Origin of the sequence: uncultured Thiodictyon sp. (assembly GCF_903946935.1) — a bacterium.
In the GTDB taxonomy this organism is placed as follows: Bacteria; Pseudomonadota; Gammaproteobacteria; order Chromatiales; family Chromatiaceae; genus Thiodictyon.
Genome location: NZ_CAJAXH010000017.1, coordinates 44,087 through 58,829, shown reverse-complemented (window position 1 = coordinate 58,829; position 14,743 = coordinate 44,087). Strand labels below are relative to the sequence as shown.

At 68.8% G+C, this 14,743-nt stretch carries 13 protein-coding genes; 12 read left to right on the top strand and 1 reads right to left on the bottom strand.

The window, feature by feature from the left end:
* Positions 1-11 precede the first annotated feature (11 nt).
* The 7 genes from rpsR (at position 12) to QZX93_RS01970 (ending at position 7,784) form a co-directional block, all read left to right on the top strand.
* Entirely contained in the window at positions 12-245 is a 234-nt protein-coding gene (gene rpsR / locus QZX93_RS02000) for a 30S ribosomal protein S18 (RefSeq protein WP_295388879.1), read from the top strand.
* Between the two features lie 70 nt (positions 246-315).
* Positions 316-1,227: a DUF2232 domain-containing protein gene (locus QZX93_RS01995; protein ID WP_295388878.1), complete on the top strand. Its 912-nt coding sequence runs from the start codon at positions 316-318 to the stop codon at positions 1,225-1,227.
* 57 nt (positions 1,228-1,284) lie between these two features.
* Positions 1,285-1,731 carry a 50S ribosomal protein L9 gene (rplI, locus tag QZX93_RS01990; protein ID WP_295388877.1) on the top strand — a complete coding sequence of 149 codons (447 nt, stop codon included), beginning with the start codon at positions 1,285-1,287 and terminating at the stop codon, positions 1,729-1,731.
* Positions 1,732-1,944: 213 nt separating this feature from the next.
* Positions 1,945-2,118, top strand: a complete 174-nt coding sequence (locus QZX93_RS01985) for a hypothetical protein (RefSeq protein WP_295388876.1) — start codon at positions 1,945-1,947, stop codon at positions 2,116-2,118.
* 251 nt (positions 2,119-2,369) lie between these two features.
* Complete coding sequence (locus QZX93_RS01980; RefSeq protein ID WP_295388875.1) at positions 2,370-6,416, top strand: CHAT domain-containing protein; 4,047 nt, start codon at positions 2,370-2,372, stop codon at positions 6,414-6,416.
* A 218-nt stretch (positions 6,417-6,634) separates the two neighbouring features.
* Entirely contained in the window at positions 6,635-7,168 is a 534-nt protein-coding gene (gene purE, locus QZX93_RS01975; RefSeq protein ID WP_295388874.1) for a 5-(carboxyamino)imidazole ribonucleotide mutase, read from the top strand.
* Between the two features lie 76 nt (positions 7,169-7,244).
* Positions 7,245-7,784 carry a YaeQ family protein gene (locus QZX93_RS01970; protein ID WP_295388873.1) on the top strand — a complete coding sequence of 180 codons (540 nt, stop codon included), beginning with the start codon at positions 7,245-7,247 and terminating at the stop codon, positions 7,782-7,784.
* Positions 7,785-7,795: 11 nt separating this feature from the next.
* On the opposite strand, the gene QZX93_RS01965 is transcribed toward QZX93_RS01970, so the two are convergent.
* Positions 7,796-8,803, bottom strand: coding sequence for a hypothetical protein (locus QZX93_RS01965; RefSeq protein ID WP_295388872.1), 1,008 nt, complete (start codon positions 8,801-8,803; stop codon positions 7,796-7,798).
* Positions 8,804-8,969: 166 nt separating this feature from the next.
* Here QZX93_RS01965 and QZX93_RS01960 point away from each other — a divergent pair, with 166 nt between their 5' ends.
* The 5 genes from QZX93_RS01960 to QZX93_RS01940 all read left to right on the top strand — a co-directional run bounded on the left by QZX93_RS01960 (position 8,970) and on the right by QZX93_RS01940 (position 14,679).
* Positions 8,970-9,515, top strand: a complete 546-nt coding sequence (locus tag QZX93_RS01960) for a Uma2 family endonuclease (protein WP_295388871.1) — start codon at positions 8,970-8,972, stop codon at positions 9,513-9,515.
* A 210-nt stretch (positions 9,516-9,725) separates the two neighbouring features.
* Entirely contained in the window at positions 9,726-10,784 is a 1,059-nt protein-coding gene (gene lpxD, locus QZX93_RS01955) for a UDP-3-O-(3-hydroxymyristoyl)glucosamine N-acyltransferase (RefSeq protein WP_295388870.1), read from the top strand.
* A gap of 117 nt (positions 10,785-10,901) precedes the next feature.
* Positions 10,902-11,309 carry a DUF4332 domain-containing protein gene (locus tag QZX93_RS01950; RefSeq protein WP_295388869.1) on the top strand — a complete coding sequence of 136 codons (408 nt, stop codon included), beginning with the start codon at positions 10,902-10,904 and terminating at the stop codon, positions 11,307-11,309.
* Positions 11,310-11,813: 504 nt separating this feature from the next.
* A complete protein-coding gene (locus tag QZX93_RS01945; protein WP_295388868.1) occupies positions 11,814-12,278 on the top strand; it encodes a peroxiredoxin in 465 nt (154 codons plus the stop codon).
* Between the two features lie 46 nt (positions 12,279-12,324).
* On the top strand, positions 12,325-14,679 hold the full coding sequence (locus tag QZX93_RS01940) for a response regulator (protein ID WP_295388867.1): 2,355 nt from the start codon (positions 12,325-12,327) through the stop codon (positions 14,677-14,679).
* Positions 14,680-14,743 lie beyond the last annotated feature (64 nt).

Genomic DNA, 14,743 nt, shown 5'->3' with positions numbered 1-14,743 from the left:
GGCCAGATAAAATGGAAAATAGCTCCCGTTTCTTCCGTCGCAAGCGTTACTGCCGGTTTACCGCCGAAGGTATCGTCGAGATCGACTACAAGGACCTCAACCTGCTCAAGGCCTATGTGAGCGAGTCCGGCAAGATCGTGCCGAGCCGCATCACCGGCACCTCGGCCAAGTATCAGCGCCAGCTCGCCCAAGCGGTCAAGCGCGCCCGCTTCCTGGCCTTGCTGCCCTACACCGACGCGCATTGAGCCCGATCCTGATGCGGGCGGGTGCGCTACGCACCCGGTACCGCCCAGGACTCACGCCCATCCCCGGCCGATGAAGCCGCTGGCTCAATTCATCATGCGGGGACCGGCGAGCGCCGTGCTGGTCGCCTGGGGGACCGGGGTCCTGTCCCTGCTGATCCCGTTGGTCGGGCTTCTGAGCAGCGCGTCCGTCGCCCTGGTGACCCTGCGTAACGGCATCGGCTATGGGGCCCGGGTCGGCGGCTTGGCGGGCCTTGGCTGCATGGTCGTGTGTGCCATGCTGTTGGGCTCGCCCTGGCCGGCCCTGGCGGTGGTGCTGATCCTCTGGCTCCCGGTGTGGGTGCTCGCCGCCGTCCTGCGCTTTTCCCGCTCACTGGCGTTCACCGCCCAGGTGGCGGGGCTGGCCGGGGCCGGGGCGATGCTGGCGATTCATGCCCTCATCGCCGATCCCAGCCGGCATTGGCTGCGGCTGATGGAGCCCTTTCAGACGGCCTTGGTCAAGGATGGCGGGCTGGACGCGGGCGCGGCGCAGGCGCTCTTTGAGGGCCTGGCGCCTTGGCTCACCGGGACCTTTGCCGCGGGCCTAATGCTCCAGGTGTTGTTGGGGCTCTTCATCGGGCGCTGGTGGCAGGCCCAGGTCTACAATCCGGGCGGCTTCGGGGCGGATTTCCGCGCCTTCCGGCTGCATCCGGTGTTTGGCATCGCCGGGGTGGCCCTGGCGGTGGCCGGCGGCTGGTGGCCCGGTCCCGGCCTGCTCACCGACCTGTTGCTCGTACTCTCCCCCCTGTGGCTGTTGCAGGGGTTGGCGGTCATCCACCAACTGCACCGGGCGCGCGGCGCGCACCGTGGCTGGCTGGTGGGTTTCTATGTGTTGTTGGTCGCATTCATGCCCCGCACCCTGGTGTTGGTGGTCTGTATCGGCCTGGTGGATATCTGGGCCGACCTGCGCGCCCGCCTCGGGCGGCGCCCCGACAGCCCAGGCTGACGGTGCGCGTACACCAGGCGCGCGGCGGTTACCCCCTTAGACTTGAGGAAAAGCGAAGTGGAAGTCATCCTGCTGAAGAATGTCGGTGGTCTGGGCGCCCTTGGCGACAAGGTCAGTGTGCGCCCCGGCTACGGCCGCAACTATCTGGTCCCCGGCGGGCACGCCGTGTCGGCCACGGCCAAGAACCTGGAGGCCTTCGAGGCCCGTCGGGCTGAACTGGAGCGCGAGGCCGCTGCCAACCTGGCGAGCGCCGAGGAGCGCAAGACCTCCTTTGACGGGGTGCGTGTCACCATCGCCCGCAAGGCGGGTGACGAGGGCCGTCTGTTCGGCTCGGTGGGCGCCGGCGATATCGCCGCCGCGATCACCGCCGCCGGCATGGCCGTGGTCAAGGCCGAGGTCCGTCTCCCGGCCGCCTTGCGTACCACCGGCGAGTTCGAGATCACGCTGCGTCTGCACCCCGAGGTGGAGGCGACGGTGACGGTGGATATCGTCCCGGAAAGCTGATCCAGAAGGCCGCTCGGGGCGATCCGATCGCTGCGGCAGGGATGCCGCCCAAGACCCGACCCGGCTCACGCCGGGCCGGTTTTTTTTGTCTCCCGCCGCCAGGCGGCACCTGGGAGCGCCGACATTCTGTCGGCGCTCCCGCCAACTTCTATGTCGGCACTTTGGGGGGGAGCGCTATACTCTAAGTTCGCAACGAAACCTGTGGGGGTGTTTATGGCTACCAGCTTCAAAGAGATTCTCGAGACCTTGGTCGACCGGCGGATCGCCGACGGGGAGGACCCGCGGGACCTCTTCGAGGAACTCCTGCGCGAGGCCAACCTGGTGTTCGGCCGTTACGACCTGGAATATCAGATGGGCTTGTTCAACAAGGACCAAAATAAGACGTAACCGACCCGGTATCGGCCTCGCCACCGTGCTAACGGCGAGGTCGTTGGTCCGCACAGCGGACCCTACGGGCGCGGCGCCAGCCGTAGGGTCCGCTGTGCGGACCGAACACCGCTTGTTGGCCGTGTCTCGCCGCGCGGCAGCGAAGCCATTTGCGGATCGATGGCTTTTTTCGGATGATAGTCCCCGCCTTGGCGGCCGCGGACCGGCGCCACCCGGGCGACCCTGGACCCGTTGCAGGAGCATCCGCCGCCATGACTGCCCGCTTCGACCTCGTCGTTACCGCCGACTACCCGAGCCGCACCGCTGAATTCCGCCTGCTGGACGGCGCCGGCAACCAGCTTGCCTATCAGCAGACCGACTTCAAGACCATCCCGGCGGGGCGCCAACAGGGCCTTTTTGACCTGCGCGACTACCTGCGGTTGTATTGCGACGAGGCCGGCCAGCGTGCCGCCCTGGCCGAGGTCGGGGTCTGCATCGCCGAGGAGGTCCTGGGCGTCGACATCTTCAAGCCGCTTTGGACCGTGCGGACCCAGCGCACACTGCGCATCCAACTGCCCGGTGCGGCGGAACGCGACAACCCGCTGGCCGCCGCTTTGGCCCGCGTCCCCTGGGAACTAGCCCGCCCGGCAGCGGATGCCGACAGCCTGGCCGAGCGCAACCTGTTGGTCCGTGTCGTCCATGATCGGCAGGACCCCGCCTCCACGCCCATGGCGCTCGCGCCGGACGAGCCGCTGCGGGTGCTGTTCGTCTTTGCCGAGGCCCGCGGCTCCCAGCCGCTCGGGCTGCGTCGGGAACGCCGCGCGCTGATCCGGCTCTTTGAAAAAGAGGTCTATCCGGGGCGCCAGGTCGTCGCCCATTTCCTCAGCCACGGCGTGACGCGGGAGCGGCTCATCGCCCAAGTGCAGGGTCACGGTGGCTACCACTGTGTACACTGGAGCGGTCACGGCAATCGTAACCTGCTGGAACTCGCCCGCCCCGGCGGCGCCGGCGACCCGATCTCCGGCCAGGACCTGCTCAAGCTCTTCCTGGACGCGGGCGGCCTGCTCCCGCGCCTCTTTGTGCTCAGCGCCTGCCACTCCGGCGACCTGCTGCGCGTCCAGGACTGGGACGACTTCCTCGCCCTCGCCCAGGGTAAGGCGCCAGCCACCAAGCAGATCGCCGCCGACCCCAGCCGCGACCTGGACCTGCACGACCAGCCCGGCTACACCGGCTCCGCCCACGCCCTGCTGCAAGGCGGTGTCCCGTCCGTGGTCGCCATGCGCTACGCGGTCGGGGACGACTATGCCCGTGAGCTGGCGCTCAGCTTCTACCGCGCACTGCTCGCCGACCCCAGGCCCAAGGACGCCGCCGCCGCGCACACCCTGGTGCGCCGGGCGCTGCTCAATGGCCCGGCGCAGGCGCCGGCCTGGTTTCAGGTCTGCGACCACGCCACCCCGGTCCTCTATGGCGAGGAGACGCCCGGGCTGACGTTGCGAGCCGGCCGCGGCGGCGCATCCGATGCGCGCGGCCGGCGCCTGCATCCGGTCGCCGAGCTGACCACTGTGGCGCATCCGCACTTCGTCGGGCGGACCTGGGAACTGACGCGGCTCGGGGCGGACTTCATTGGTACCGGTCCGGATGCGCAGACCAGCCCGGTCGCCGTCATCGTCGGCCTGGGCGGCATGGGCAAGACCGCGCTGGCGGCCGAGGCCCTGGACCTCTGGGAACAGGGCTTCGACTGGGTCCTGATCTACCAGGTCAAGCCCAGCCCGCTTGCGTTCGACGCCTGGCTGCGCGACATTCATCTCAAGCTTCATGGCGAGCTCGGCCGCTATCACGCGCACGTCAAGGCCCGCCCGGCCGATGCCGTCCACCGCAACCCGGAGCCGGGATTCACCGGTTACGAGCGCCTGACGCGGCTCATCCTCAACCTGGTCCGTGCGCTCAAGGACGAGGCGATCCTGCTGGTGCTGGACAACTTCGAGACCAATCTCAAGCCCAGGCCGGAGCCGGCCGCCAACCCGGTCTGGGCCTGCCAGGACCCGGCCTGGGATCAATGTCTTGAGGCCCTCGCCGCCGGTCTGGTCGGCGCCCCCTCCCGGGTACTCATCGCCAGCCGCCGTCCGCTCGCCGCGTTGGCGCAGGCCGCGGTCCGCGCAGCGGACCCGACGGGCCTCACCGTCCTGCTCGGCCCACTGCCCGCCGCGGAGGCGGCGCTCTATCTGCGCGAGCAGCCGACCCTGGGCGGGATGATCTTCGGTGCCGATCCTGCGGAGCGGCGGCTCGCCCAACGTCTGCTCCATGCCAGCCGCTTCCATCCGCTCCTGATGGACCGGCTCGCCCGGCTGGCGGCGGACCCGGCGCTGCGCCCGCGGCTCTTGGACGTGCTGGCGGTACTGGAAGAGGCCAAGGGATTCGACCGCCTGCCCGCGCTCTTCGCCATGCAGCCGGGGGACGCGGCGGAACTCGCCTATCTGGACGACGCGCTGGGGCGCTCGATCGGGCAGTTGCTCGATGACCTGAGTCCGGAGGCGCGGCGGTTGTTGTGGATCATTGCCTTGGCCAATCAGCCGGAGTCCCTCCGGCTGATTCGGGGGGGTTGGAGCGGGGAGGATGAGGAGCAGGGGCAACTGCGGCAGATCAAGGCGATGCTGGAGGTGCTGCCGACCATTCCTGCCGAGCTTGAGGCGATGTTGCAGGAGATGTCGCCGGACTGGCGCGCCATGCTCGACGCCCTGCCGCCCGCGGCACCGGCGCAACCCGACCCGGCCCCGCTGCTGCGCCGGCTGGTCGCCCTGGGCTTGGTGACCGAGGAGCGTGCCGGGGAGGGGGACGCGACCCCGAACTTCGGCTGTCATGAGCTGGTGCGCGAGCGCATCCGCGACTGGATGGAACGTCACGCGGCGGACCGGGCGGACCTGACCGAGGACGGCGTGCGCCTCGCCTATGCGCAGCGGCTGGAGTCCGCGTTCAAGGGGCTGCTGCACCAGGACATGACCGCCGCCATCCAGGCGGGCAGCCGCGCCCTGGTCTACTGCGTCCAGGCCGCGGCCTGGGAGCGACTGGGCGGCTTTGCCAGCCGCCTCGTCACCAGCACGCAGGACCCGGTGCTGCTCCAGGCACTGACCCCGCACCTGGAGACCGCCGCCGGCCAGGCCCCGGAGGGCCAGCCGCGCTGGTCCTGCCTCTGCTACCTCGCCGATGCGTTGCGTCAAGCCGGCCGCCCCGACGCCGGCCTGAGCTTCTACGAGCAGGCCGCCGCGCAGGCGGACGCCGCCGCCGAGTCGGGGGGCGAGGGCGCCCGGCAGGCCTGGGCGGACCTGGCCGTGATCAGCGGCAACTGGGCGAACGCACTCGGCGATGTCGGCGACCTCGACGGCGCCCGTCGGCGGCGGATTGAGGGGGCCGAGGCGCACAAGAGGGCCGGCCGCCCCGCCGTCCAGGTCATCGGCAGCGAGTTGGAGGCCCTGCGCATCGACATCCAGCAGGGCCAGGTCGCCACCGCCCTGCCCGAGGTCGAGCGGCGGCTCGCCCAGGTGCAGGGGTGGTGGCACCAGCACCGGGCCGGTCAGTCAGTACCCGAGGCCCCGGATGCCGAGCCCCTCGCCCGAACCCTGATCGGCGCACTCGACATCGCCAAGGACGCGCACTACGCGCAAGCGGACTGGGCCTCCGCCCTGGTCCGCCTGGATGCCACCCTGGAGGTCGAGCGTACACTGCAACGCCCGGCGGAGGACCTCGGCGCCACGCGGATGAACCGTGCCACTGTGCTGATGGAGATGCCGGGCCGCCTCGGCGAGGCCAAGGCCGAGCTGGAGACCTGTCTCGTGCTCTTCGAGAACAATCCCGCCTGGCGCGCCAAGGTGCTCGGCTCACTCGCCGACCTCTTCAACCGCCAGGGCGACCGCGCCCAGGCCATCACCCAGCAGCGCCGCGCCCTCGCCCTGCGCGAGCAGTTGCCGGACCCCGCCGACCGCGCCCTCTCGCACAACAATCTGGCCAGCTATCTGGACGGCAGCGGCACCCCGCCCGCGCTCGCCGAGTCGGCCCGCCACCAACTCGCCGCGTTCGTCTACTTCCTGGTCGCCGGGCTGGGCCAGTCCCTCCAGACCTCGTTGCACAACTACGCCATCGCCTTCCGACGCGCCCGCGCCGCCCGCACCGAACTCGCCATCCCCCGCCTGGCCGAGCTGCTCGCCGACCCCGCCTTCGCCCCCCTGGCCCAGTGGCTGCGCCAGCGCCAGGTGGACCCGGCGAGCCTGCAAGCCGCCATCGACCAGTTCCTCGCCCAGGCCCGCCAGTCCGCTGAAACGCTGTAGAATTTCTCGCGCCCACGCGCCAGCGAGGGAGCCAGTCCCGACGCTCCAGCGTCGCGTGCGAATTCGCGCCGCTGGAGCGGCCAAGACTGCATTTCCACGCCGGTGCGTGGGCACGAGATCAATCCTTCACAGGGGCTTCCCATTCCCCCCGATAACCGACATGATTGTCTGTTGGACCCATACCCCTTATCCATCGACATCAGCGGCGAGGATCATCCATGAGCACAACATTAACTTTAGCAGGGGCTGATCGGCCGGCCCGACCGCTGGTCGGGATCATCATGGGCAGCGACTCGGACCTGCCGGTGATGCAGGAGGCGGCGGATATCCTGCGGGAGTTTGGTATCCCCTACGAGATGACCATCGCCTCCGCCCACCGCACTCCCCGGCGTGCCATCGATTTTGCCGAGGGTGCGGTGGGTCGCGGCCTGCAAGTCATCATCGCCGGGGCCGGCGGGGCGGCCCACCTGCCGGGCGTGCTGGCGGCCTTCACGCCGCTGCCGATCATCGGGGTGCCGATCCGCTCGGCCGCCCTGTCCGGTCAGGACTCACTGCTGTCCATCGTGCAGATGCCGGCCGGGGTGCCGGTGGCCACCGTCGCCATCGACGGCGCCAAGAACGCCGGCATCCTCGCCGCCCAGATCCTCGGCACCGCGGACCCGGCCGTGCGCGAGCGGGTCGTCGCCTACAAGCGCGGCCTGGAGGCGGCGGTGTTGGCGAAGGCGGCGCGGCTGGAGGCGGCGCAAGCGTGACCGGGAGTCCAAGGCGCAAGCCTTGGATTGACAGGACCAAGGCTTGCGCCTTGGACTCCAGAAGCAGGACAGATGTATGGCCCTCAAGGCAACCGTGTTCAAGGCCCAGGTGCAGATCAGCGACATGGACCGTCACTATTATGAGAGCCACAGCCTCACTATCGCCCGTCACCCCTCAGAGACCGATGACCGGATGATGGTCAGGCTGTTCGCCTTCTGTCTCTATGCGGACCCGCAGCTCACCTTCACCAAGGGCGTGAGTGCGGACGACGAGCCGGACCTGTGGCAGCGCAGCCTGAGCGGGGAGATCGAGCGTTGGATCGAACTCGGTCAGCCCGACGAGCGACGCATCCGCAAGGCGTGCGGGCGCGCCCGGGAGGTCGTCGTCATCAACTACGGCGGGCGGGCGTCCGATCTGTGGTGGGAGCAGAACGGGGAGGGCCTGCGGCGCCTGCGCAACCTCAAGGTCTGGGCCCTTACCACCGCGGAGGTCCGGGCCCTGGCCGACCTGGCCGAGCGCTCCATGGAGCTGCAATGCACCATCGACGGCGGCCAGGTCTGGTTTGGCACCGATCAAGTCACCGTCGATGTGACCCCGATCGACCGCCTGGCCTGATAATGGCCGGTTCAGCGCTCTCCCAGGGCTGCAAGCCGGCTGGCCGCCGCCGCATCGCCGGCCGCGGCGGCCTTGCGAAGCCACTCGATGGCGTCCCGGTAGACGGGGCCGGCGCTGGTCTCGTCCAAGAGTAATTCGCCGTAACGGCGTTGCGCGTGGGGGATGCCGGCCCGCGCGGCGCGCTCATACCAAACCATCGCGCTGTCTGCCTTGGGCTCGGCGAAGCAGGGGGACGGCTGAAAAGCCGCACCGTCATACCGTCGTGCCAGGCCGTCCGCCAAGGTCGCGTCGCGGTTCGCGGCCTCAACAAAAAGCCGGATCGCTGCCGCGCAGTCGCCGGATTGGTCGGCCAGTGTGGCGCGCTGGAACAGGGCGGCGGGGGGGAGATTCTGGCGTTTGAGCTCATCGGCCAGTGCCTTGCCGGTGGCGGGCGCCGGGGCGGGTGGCGGTGGGCCGGGCGGAATCGGTTCGGCGGTCTTCTGTGTCGTGTACCGCCAAGTCAGGGTCGCGAGGCCGATGACGCACAGGGCCAGCACCACCCAGCGCCAGCCGCTGTGGCGGCGGGCCGGTTGCAGGGCTGGCGTCCTTGGCTTGGCATCGGGTAGCGGGTCGGTTGCCGTGTCCGGGCTTGCGAGCGCCGACTCCGGGGCCACCGGCGGGGCCGCCTGGATCGGTGCAGTCGCGTGTATGGGCGCGGGGTGGCGGACCTCCAGCGGCCCAAAGTCCGTGAAATCGCGGCGCCGCAGATGGAGCCGCAGCGGCTCGCCGGCGGCACCGAGAATCCCCGCGCTCAGGGCCGTGCCCGTCTCGAAGCGGACGACGGCCGGGTCGTCGCCGTCCACGCGGGGGCAGGGGAACCAACTGGCGGCCTCGTCCCACAGACCGTGCATCGTGAGATAGCGCGCATCGGCGAGCCGCTGGACCGCCACCAGGACCTCGGACCCGACCTCAGGCAGCCCGCGGACGCGCAAGGTCCCCCGGTCCGCACCCGCGGTCTTGAACTCGATCTGCAATGGCATCGTCGGACGCTCCCCGCTCCAATGGGGGCTAGGATATCCCCGCGGGGCGGCCAGGTGCCAGCGGCCAGTGACCGGCTGGCGCCGTCGGCTCGACAATCCGACCGGGGCGACCTAGCATGGTCGCCATCCGGTCACTGACCATGCGGCGACGAAGAGGGCGCAGCGGATGGAAGCTTACCAACTGGACACCATTGCCGACCTGCTGATCAGTCCGGATGAGCGGGTGGAGTTGATCAACGGTGAGATTATTCGCCGGCCCATGGCGCGGGCCGAGCACGGGGTCGTGCAGCACCGGGCCGGCGTAGAGCTGGGGCCGTTCGACCGCCAGTCCGGCCCCGGCGGCTGGTGGATCATCACCGACGTGAGCGTCGGCTACGAGCTCCATCAGTGCCCCTGCCATGACCTGGCCGGCTGGCGCAACGAGCGGATGCCGCAGCGTCCGCGCGGTGTCATCGAGCTGGCGCCGGATTGGGTGTGCGAGATCGTCTCCCCGGGCCACGAGCGCAAGGATACCCTCACCCTGTTCCTGCTTTTGCAGCGCCACCGGGTGCCGTTTTACTGGCTGATCTGGCCGGAGGACCGGACCCTGGTTGCCTATCGGCTCGATGGTGACCACTATAGGGTCACTGCCACCCTCACCGAACCCGCGCGGGTGCGCATCCCGCCCTTCGATGAGATCGAGATCGACCTGGCCTATATCCTCGGCGACTGAGCCGGGCCGAACAGGGCCTCCACGCACGCGGCGTGCGCCACCCGCCACGGGTTGGGGATTGGCTCGAAAGCGTCGCAGCCGTTGGTACTCAGCTGGTCCTTCCTGCAATGGCGCTGGTTGGGGTGTTTTGTGCGACCACTGTTCCCAGTGGCTGCCGGCGCCCCCATCTACTGTCCCTTGGCGCCGGCCCGCCCCTCCACTGGAGTCTCCATGGTCTACGATCTTCCTCAACTCTGCGCGCGGCTCGACATCCCGGTGCCCGCCTTGCGCAGCGCCCTGGCGTCCCCCGAATTTCGCGGGGTCAATACCCTGCAACTGGCCGGTGACACCGATTTGTGCTTCGCCGATGGCGCGGATCAAATTCCCGCCGTGCAACACTCAGGCGCGGCCGCGGTGCTGGTACACGACAGCTTCCCAGTGGTGAGTGGACCCCTGTTGATCCGGGTGGCCGAGCCGCGCGCCAGCTTTTTCCTGCTCGCGGAGTCCTTCCGGCCTACCTCGGAGGTGCAGGGCATCCATCCGAGTGCGGTGATCGATCCGGGGGCGGTGCTGGGGGAGGGGGTCGCGGTGGGCGCCTGCGCGGTGCTCGCCGACGGGGTTCGGGTGGGGGCGCGCTGCACCATCGGTCCGGGCGTCTATCTGGGGCCCGGGGTGACCCTGGGGGCGGATTCGGTGATCGAGGCCAACGCCGCCCTGCACCGCGACACCAGTGTGGGGAAGCGCTGTATCGTCCACTCGGGGACGGTGATCGGCGGGGACGGCTTCGGTTTTCACTGGGATGGGCACGCCCATCGCAAGGTCCCGCAGCTCGGGCGGGTGGTGATCGAGGACGACGTGGACATTGGGTGCAATTGCTGCGTGGATCGGGCCACCCTGGGCGAGACCCGCATCGGCCGGGGGGCCAAGATCGACAATCTGGTGCAGATCGCCCACAACACCGATATCGGTGCGCATGTGATCATGGCCGGTCAGTCCGGGGTGGCGGGGAGTAGCCGGGTGGGCGAAGGCGCGGTGATCGGCGGTCAGGTGGCGGTCTCGGACCATGTCGCGGTGGGGGCGGGGGCGCGCCTGGGCGGCCAGTCGGGGGTGACCAAGGACGTGCCGCCCGGTGCGGCAATGTTTGGGACCCCGGCGCGGCCGGTCAAGGACACGCTGCGCGAATTGGCGGCCCTGGCCCAGTTGCCGGGGCTGCTCAAGGCGTTCAAACGCCAGCAGCAGGAACTCGACGCCTTGCGCGAGCGGTGCGCCGAGCTGGAGCGCCGCGCGTGATGCCCGCTCGCTTCCGGGCCGGGTCTTGGCCTATCATGGCAGTGGAGAATTGAAGCCCGGGATGCGTTGACCCTGCGCGATTCGACCGTCCCACTTGAGCCCACCCGGAGATGACCGATGACGACCCCCATCAAAGACCTTGAGGGCGCGACCGACGAGGTCATCGCCACACTGGCCGAGCGGGGTATCAGGGATAACCTGCAGTTGATCAAGGCCGCTGCCACCCCCGCCCTGCGCAAGGAACTGGCCCGCCTGTGCGGTTGCGAGAACGCCGATATACTCCACCTCGCCAACCGCTCGGACCTGGCGCGGGTGCGCGGTATCTCAGGCGTTTATTCCGACCTGCTGGAGATCGCGGGGGTCGTCACGGTCAAGGAACTGGCCAGCCGGCGCGCCGACCAGCTCTATGCCAAGATCAACGAGACCAACGAGCGGGACCGCCTCACCACCAAGCCGCCGACCCAGTCCATGGTGCTGAACTGGATCGCCCAGGCCAAGGCCCTGCCGCCGATCCTATCCTATTGATGGCGTGCGCCGTTGCCTTGGCCGGGCGCGCAAAAAGAGGCCGCCGCGACAGGGTCGTGGCTGCTAAAGACTTGCTGCCTGAGAGGGGTCGCGCGGTCGCGCGACCCTATTTGTCCGAGTCGTTGCTGGCGGTCAATGCGATCAGAAATCCGCCGCTCAGAATGCTGGCGAGGATGCCGAGAATGGTCAGTGCGTCGAAACTCATGGTTTCGCCTCCAGATACTGCTGTTAGAAAAGGGTGACTCGGAGGCCGTGCGGCGAGAGCTTCCCGCCCCAGGGCTCCTCGTGCGTCAGACAGTCGGTAGGCTGCTATTTCAGAATACGCTAATACTGTAACATTGCAAGGCCGAAGGAATCCTTGCGAATACGCAACCAAGGATTTCAGTCGAGAATTTAGTTGACCCGGCGTCTGCCGCAAGGCCCCGTGGCGCGCCCGGTTGACGACAACCCCGGGGCTGCCTAAATTCCGCGTGCAGCAAACCTCTTACACCGGAGCGACAGCCGATGCTTCAGCCTGGCGACAAGGCACCCATTTTCTCATTGCCCGACGCTGACATGGAGCGGGTCAACCTGGCCACCCTGATCGGGCGGCGCAAGCTGGTGATCTATTTCTATCCCAAGGACGACACCCCGGGTTGCACTATGGAGGCGTTGGATTTCAGCGACCATCAGGCGGAGTTCGAGGCGGCGGATACCGAGGTGCTGGGTATCAGTCGCGATACCTGCGTCAGTCACGGGGCCTTCCGGGACAAGCACGGGCTCACCCTGCGCCTGCTGGCCGACCCCGACGGCGAGGTCTGCGAGGCCTATGGCGTCTGGCAGGAAAAGGAGGCCCACGGCGAGAAGCGCATGGGCATCGTCCGCTCCACCTTCGTCATCGACAAGCAAGGGCTGATCCGGCACGCCCTGGCGGACGTGAAGCCCAAGGGGCACGCGCTCCAGGTGCTGGGCCTGGTGCAGGTCTTGTAGCCATGGTGGCGGACCCCAGCACACCGCTGCCCGGTCCGCCTCCGACGTGAAGCTGCGCACGCACATCCTGGTCTTTCTGCTGGTGTTCGGGCTGACGCCCTTGCTGCTGGCGGTGGCCATCGACCTGCCCCTGGTGCTGGAGCGTACCGCGCTCTTCTATCAGCGCGCGTATCTCCTGAACCTACGCGCGGATTTTCGCGACCTGGACCAGCACCTGGCGAGCTGTCACGAGATGATCCGGCTGTTGGCAAAGCTGCCGGAGTCCGCGTCGATCGTCGGCGCGCCGTTGGATCGGGAGCCGCTCGAGGCGGCACGCGGGCGCTATATCGGTTGGGTCAATCAGTCTTTGGGCGAGCAGCGCGACATCATCCAGATCCTCTTTCTCGACGACCAGGGTGAGACGCGGTATTGGCTGGTCCGCGATCCGCGTACCCTGGACTGGCGGCCACCGGCCCGACCGCCCACCCAGCCGCCGCTGATCCCGAGTGCCGACTTCGTGGCGGCGGGGCTGGCCTTGGACCCCGGGGGGGTGTTGGTCAGCCGCATCCGGGTGGACTCCGCGGCCAGTGCAGTGGACCCGCGCCGGTTCATGACCCTGAGCCTGGTGAGTCCGATCATGGGCAGCGCGGGGCAGCCCTTGGGGGTGGTGGTGATGGGGATCGACGTGGGCGGCCTGGCCCAGTTTTACCGTGACACCGTCTGGGTCAACCAGGACGGCAGCTATCTGCGGCCCGGCCAGCCGATCGGAGGCGGGCCCGTGGCCTTCCAGACCTTCCCAGGGCTTGAGAAGATCTTCAGTCAACGCACCCTGGCCCTATGGACAGGGCGGGGCGGGGCGCAGTTCCTGTGGGTGCCCATGTTCGCCAGCGAGGACGGCCAGCCCTTGTGGGTGGGGCGCGCGGTAGACCCGACGCCCATCGAGACCTTCCGTAACGCACTGATGGTGCGGGTGCTCTCGATCATACTGATCCTGGTGCTGGTGGTCCTGGTGTTGGCGCGCTGGATCGCCAAGCGGGCCGAGTCCTTCGGTCAGGAACTGACTGGGGGCATTGCGCAGATCCTGCGCGACGGGTTGCCGCTGCGCTTTAGTTGGCGCGGCCCCCGGGAGATCCGGCAGCTCGGGGAGCAACTCACGGTGCTGGCGCAGACCCATGCCGAACACCTGCGCGGCGCGCGGGAGCAGACCCGCGCACTGGAGCGCTCCAATCGTTACAAATCGGAGTTCCTGGCCAACGTGAGTCACGAACTGCGCACCCCGCTCAATTCCATTCTGCTGCTTTCCAAGCTGCTCGCCACCGCGGATGGCGGCCTGTCGGAGTCTCAACGCCGTCAGGCGCAGGTGATCCATGCGGCCGGCACCGACCTGCTCACACTGATCGATGACATCCTGGATTGCTCACTGATCGAGGCCGGGCAGGTCCCGATCCAGCTGGAGCGCGTGGACCTGCCCGCGGTGTTACGGGACTTGATGGCATTGGTTGAGCCGCTGATCGGGGATAAGCCGGTCACGCTGCACCTTCAGATCGACCCCGCGGCCCCGTCCTCGATCGACACCGATCGGGAGAAGCTGCGCCAGATCCTCAAGAACCTGCTCGTCAACGCCATCAAATTCACCGATCGGGGTCGGGTCACCCTCAGCCTGGCCCCGTGCGGTGAGCCGGGGTGGCCCGTGGCCATCGCCGTCACCGACACCGGGATCGGTATCGCCGCGGACAAACAGGAAATCATCTTCGAGGCCTTCCAGCAGGCCGACGGCTCTACCCGTCGCCGCTACGGCGGGACCGGGCTCGGGCTTTCCATCAGCCGCGAGCTGGCCAAGCGTCTGGGGGGGCGCATCGCGGTGCAGAGCGCCCCCGGGGCCGGGGCGAGCTTCACGCTGCTGTTGCCCCGGTCTGCGCCGACGGGCATCGCCGCGGCGGCGGAGCCGGCCAAGTCCTTGCCGCCGCCCGTCGCGTCCGCGCCGGCCGCGGCCGCGGCGCTGACGGCGGCGCAGCCGCCAGATGCCGGCCACTGGGTGCTGATCATCGACCGGGATGTCCCCAGTCTGGTCCATCTGGCGGACCTCATCAGCGCCGCGGGACTTGCCGTGCAGAGCGCGGGGGACCTGGATGAGGCCTTGGAGACCCTGCAAGAGGAACCCGGAACCTGCGTGCTGGTGCTGGTGTCCGCGCGGGTGTCGGCGGCGGAGACCTGTGATAGGATTACAGCCCTTTTGAAGGAAAATCAAGCGCGCGGGACCGCTGTCGCGGTCATGGCCGAGGCCCTTGCGCAGGATCAGGCGGACGCCTGCCTGGCCGCTGGCGCGGTGGCATTTTTGTCTGCGCCGGTGACCCCGATCGCGCTCCGGGCGGTCCTCGCCGGGCTGCCGAGCGGCGGTGTGACCAGTCAATTCCAGCACTGACGGCGCCGGGCTGGCGCGCCGCCGCTCGGCAGTGATGACCTTGAATCACTCAGCCGCTCTAGGT

Bases quoted from the DNA above. Each gene is read 5' to 3' on its own strand.
- purE (WP_295388874.1), top strand. From the start codon at position 6,635: ATGAGCACAACATTAACTTTAGCAGGGGCTGATCGGCCGGCCCGACCG.
- QZX93_RS01950 (WP_295388869.1), top strand. From the start codon at position 10,902: ATGACGACCCCCATCAAAGACCTTGAGGGCGCGACCGACGAGGTCATC.
- lpxD (WP_295388870.1), top strand. From the start codon at position 9,726: ATGGTCTACGATCTTCCTCAACTCTGCGCGCGGCTCGACATCCCGGTG.
- QZX93_RS01960 (WP_295388871.1), top strand. From the start codon at position 8,970: ATGGAAGCTTACCAACTGGACACCATTGCCGACCTGCTGATCAGTCCG.
- QZX93_RS01980 (WP_295388875.1), top strand. From the start codon at position 2,370: ATGACTGCCCGCTTCGACCTCGTCGTTACCGCCGACTACCCGAGCCGC.
- QZX93_RS01995 (WP_295388878.1), top strand. From the start codon at position 316: ATGAAGCCGCTGGCTCAATTCATCATGCGGGGACCGGCGAGCGCCGTG.
- rpsR (WP_295388879.1), top strand. From the start codon at position 12: ATGGAAAATAGCTCCCGTTTCTTCCGTCGCAAGCGTTACTGCCGGTTT.
- QZX93_RS01945 (WP_295388868.1), top strand. From the start codon at position 11,814: ATGCTTCAGCCTGGCGACAAGGCACCCATTTTCTCATTGCCCGACGCT.
- QZX93_RS01970 (WP_295388873.1), top strand. From the start codon at position 7,245: ATGGCCCTCAAGGCAACCGTGTTCAAGGCCCAGGTGCAGATCAGCGAC.
- QZX93_RS01985 (WP_295388876.1), top strand. From the start codon at position 1,945: ATGGCTACCAGCTTCAAAGAGATTCTCGAGACCTTGGTCGACCGGCGG.
- QZX93_RS01965 (WP_295388872.1), bottom strand. From the start codon at position 8,803: ATGCCATTGCAGATCGAGTTCAAGACCGCGGGTGCGGACCGGGGGACC.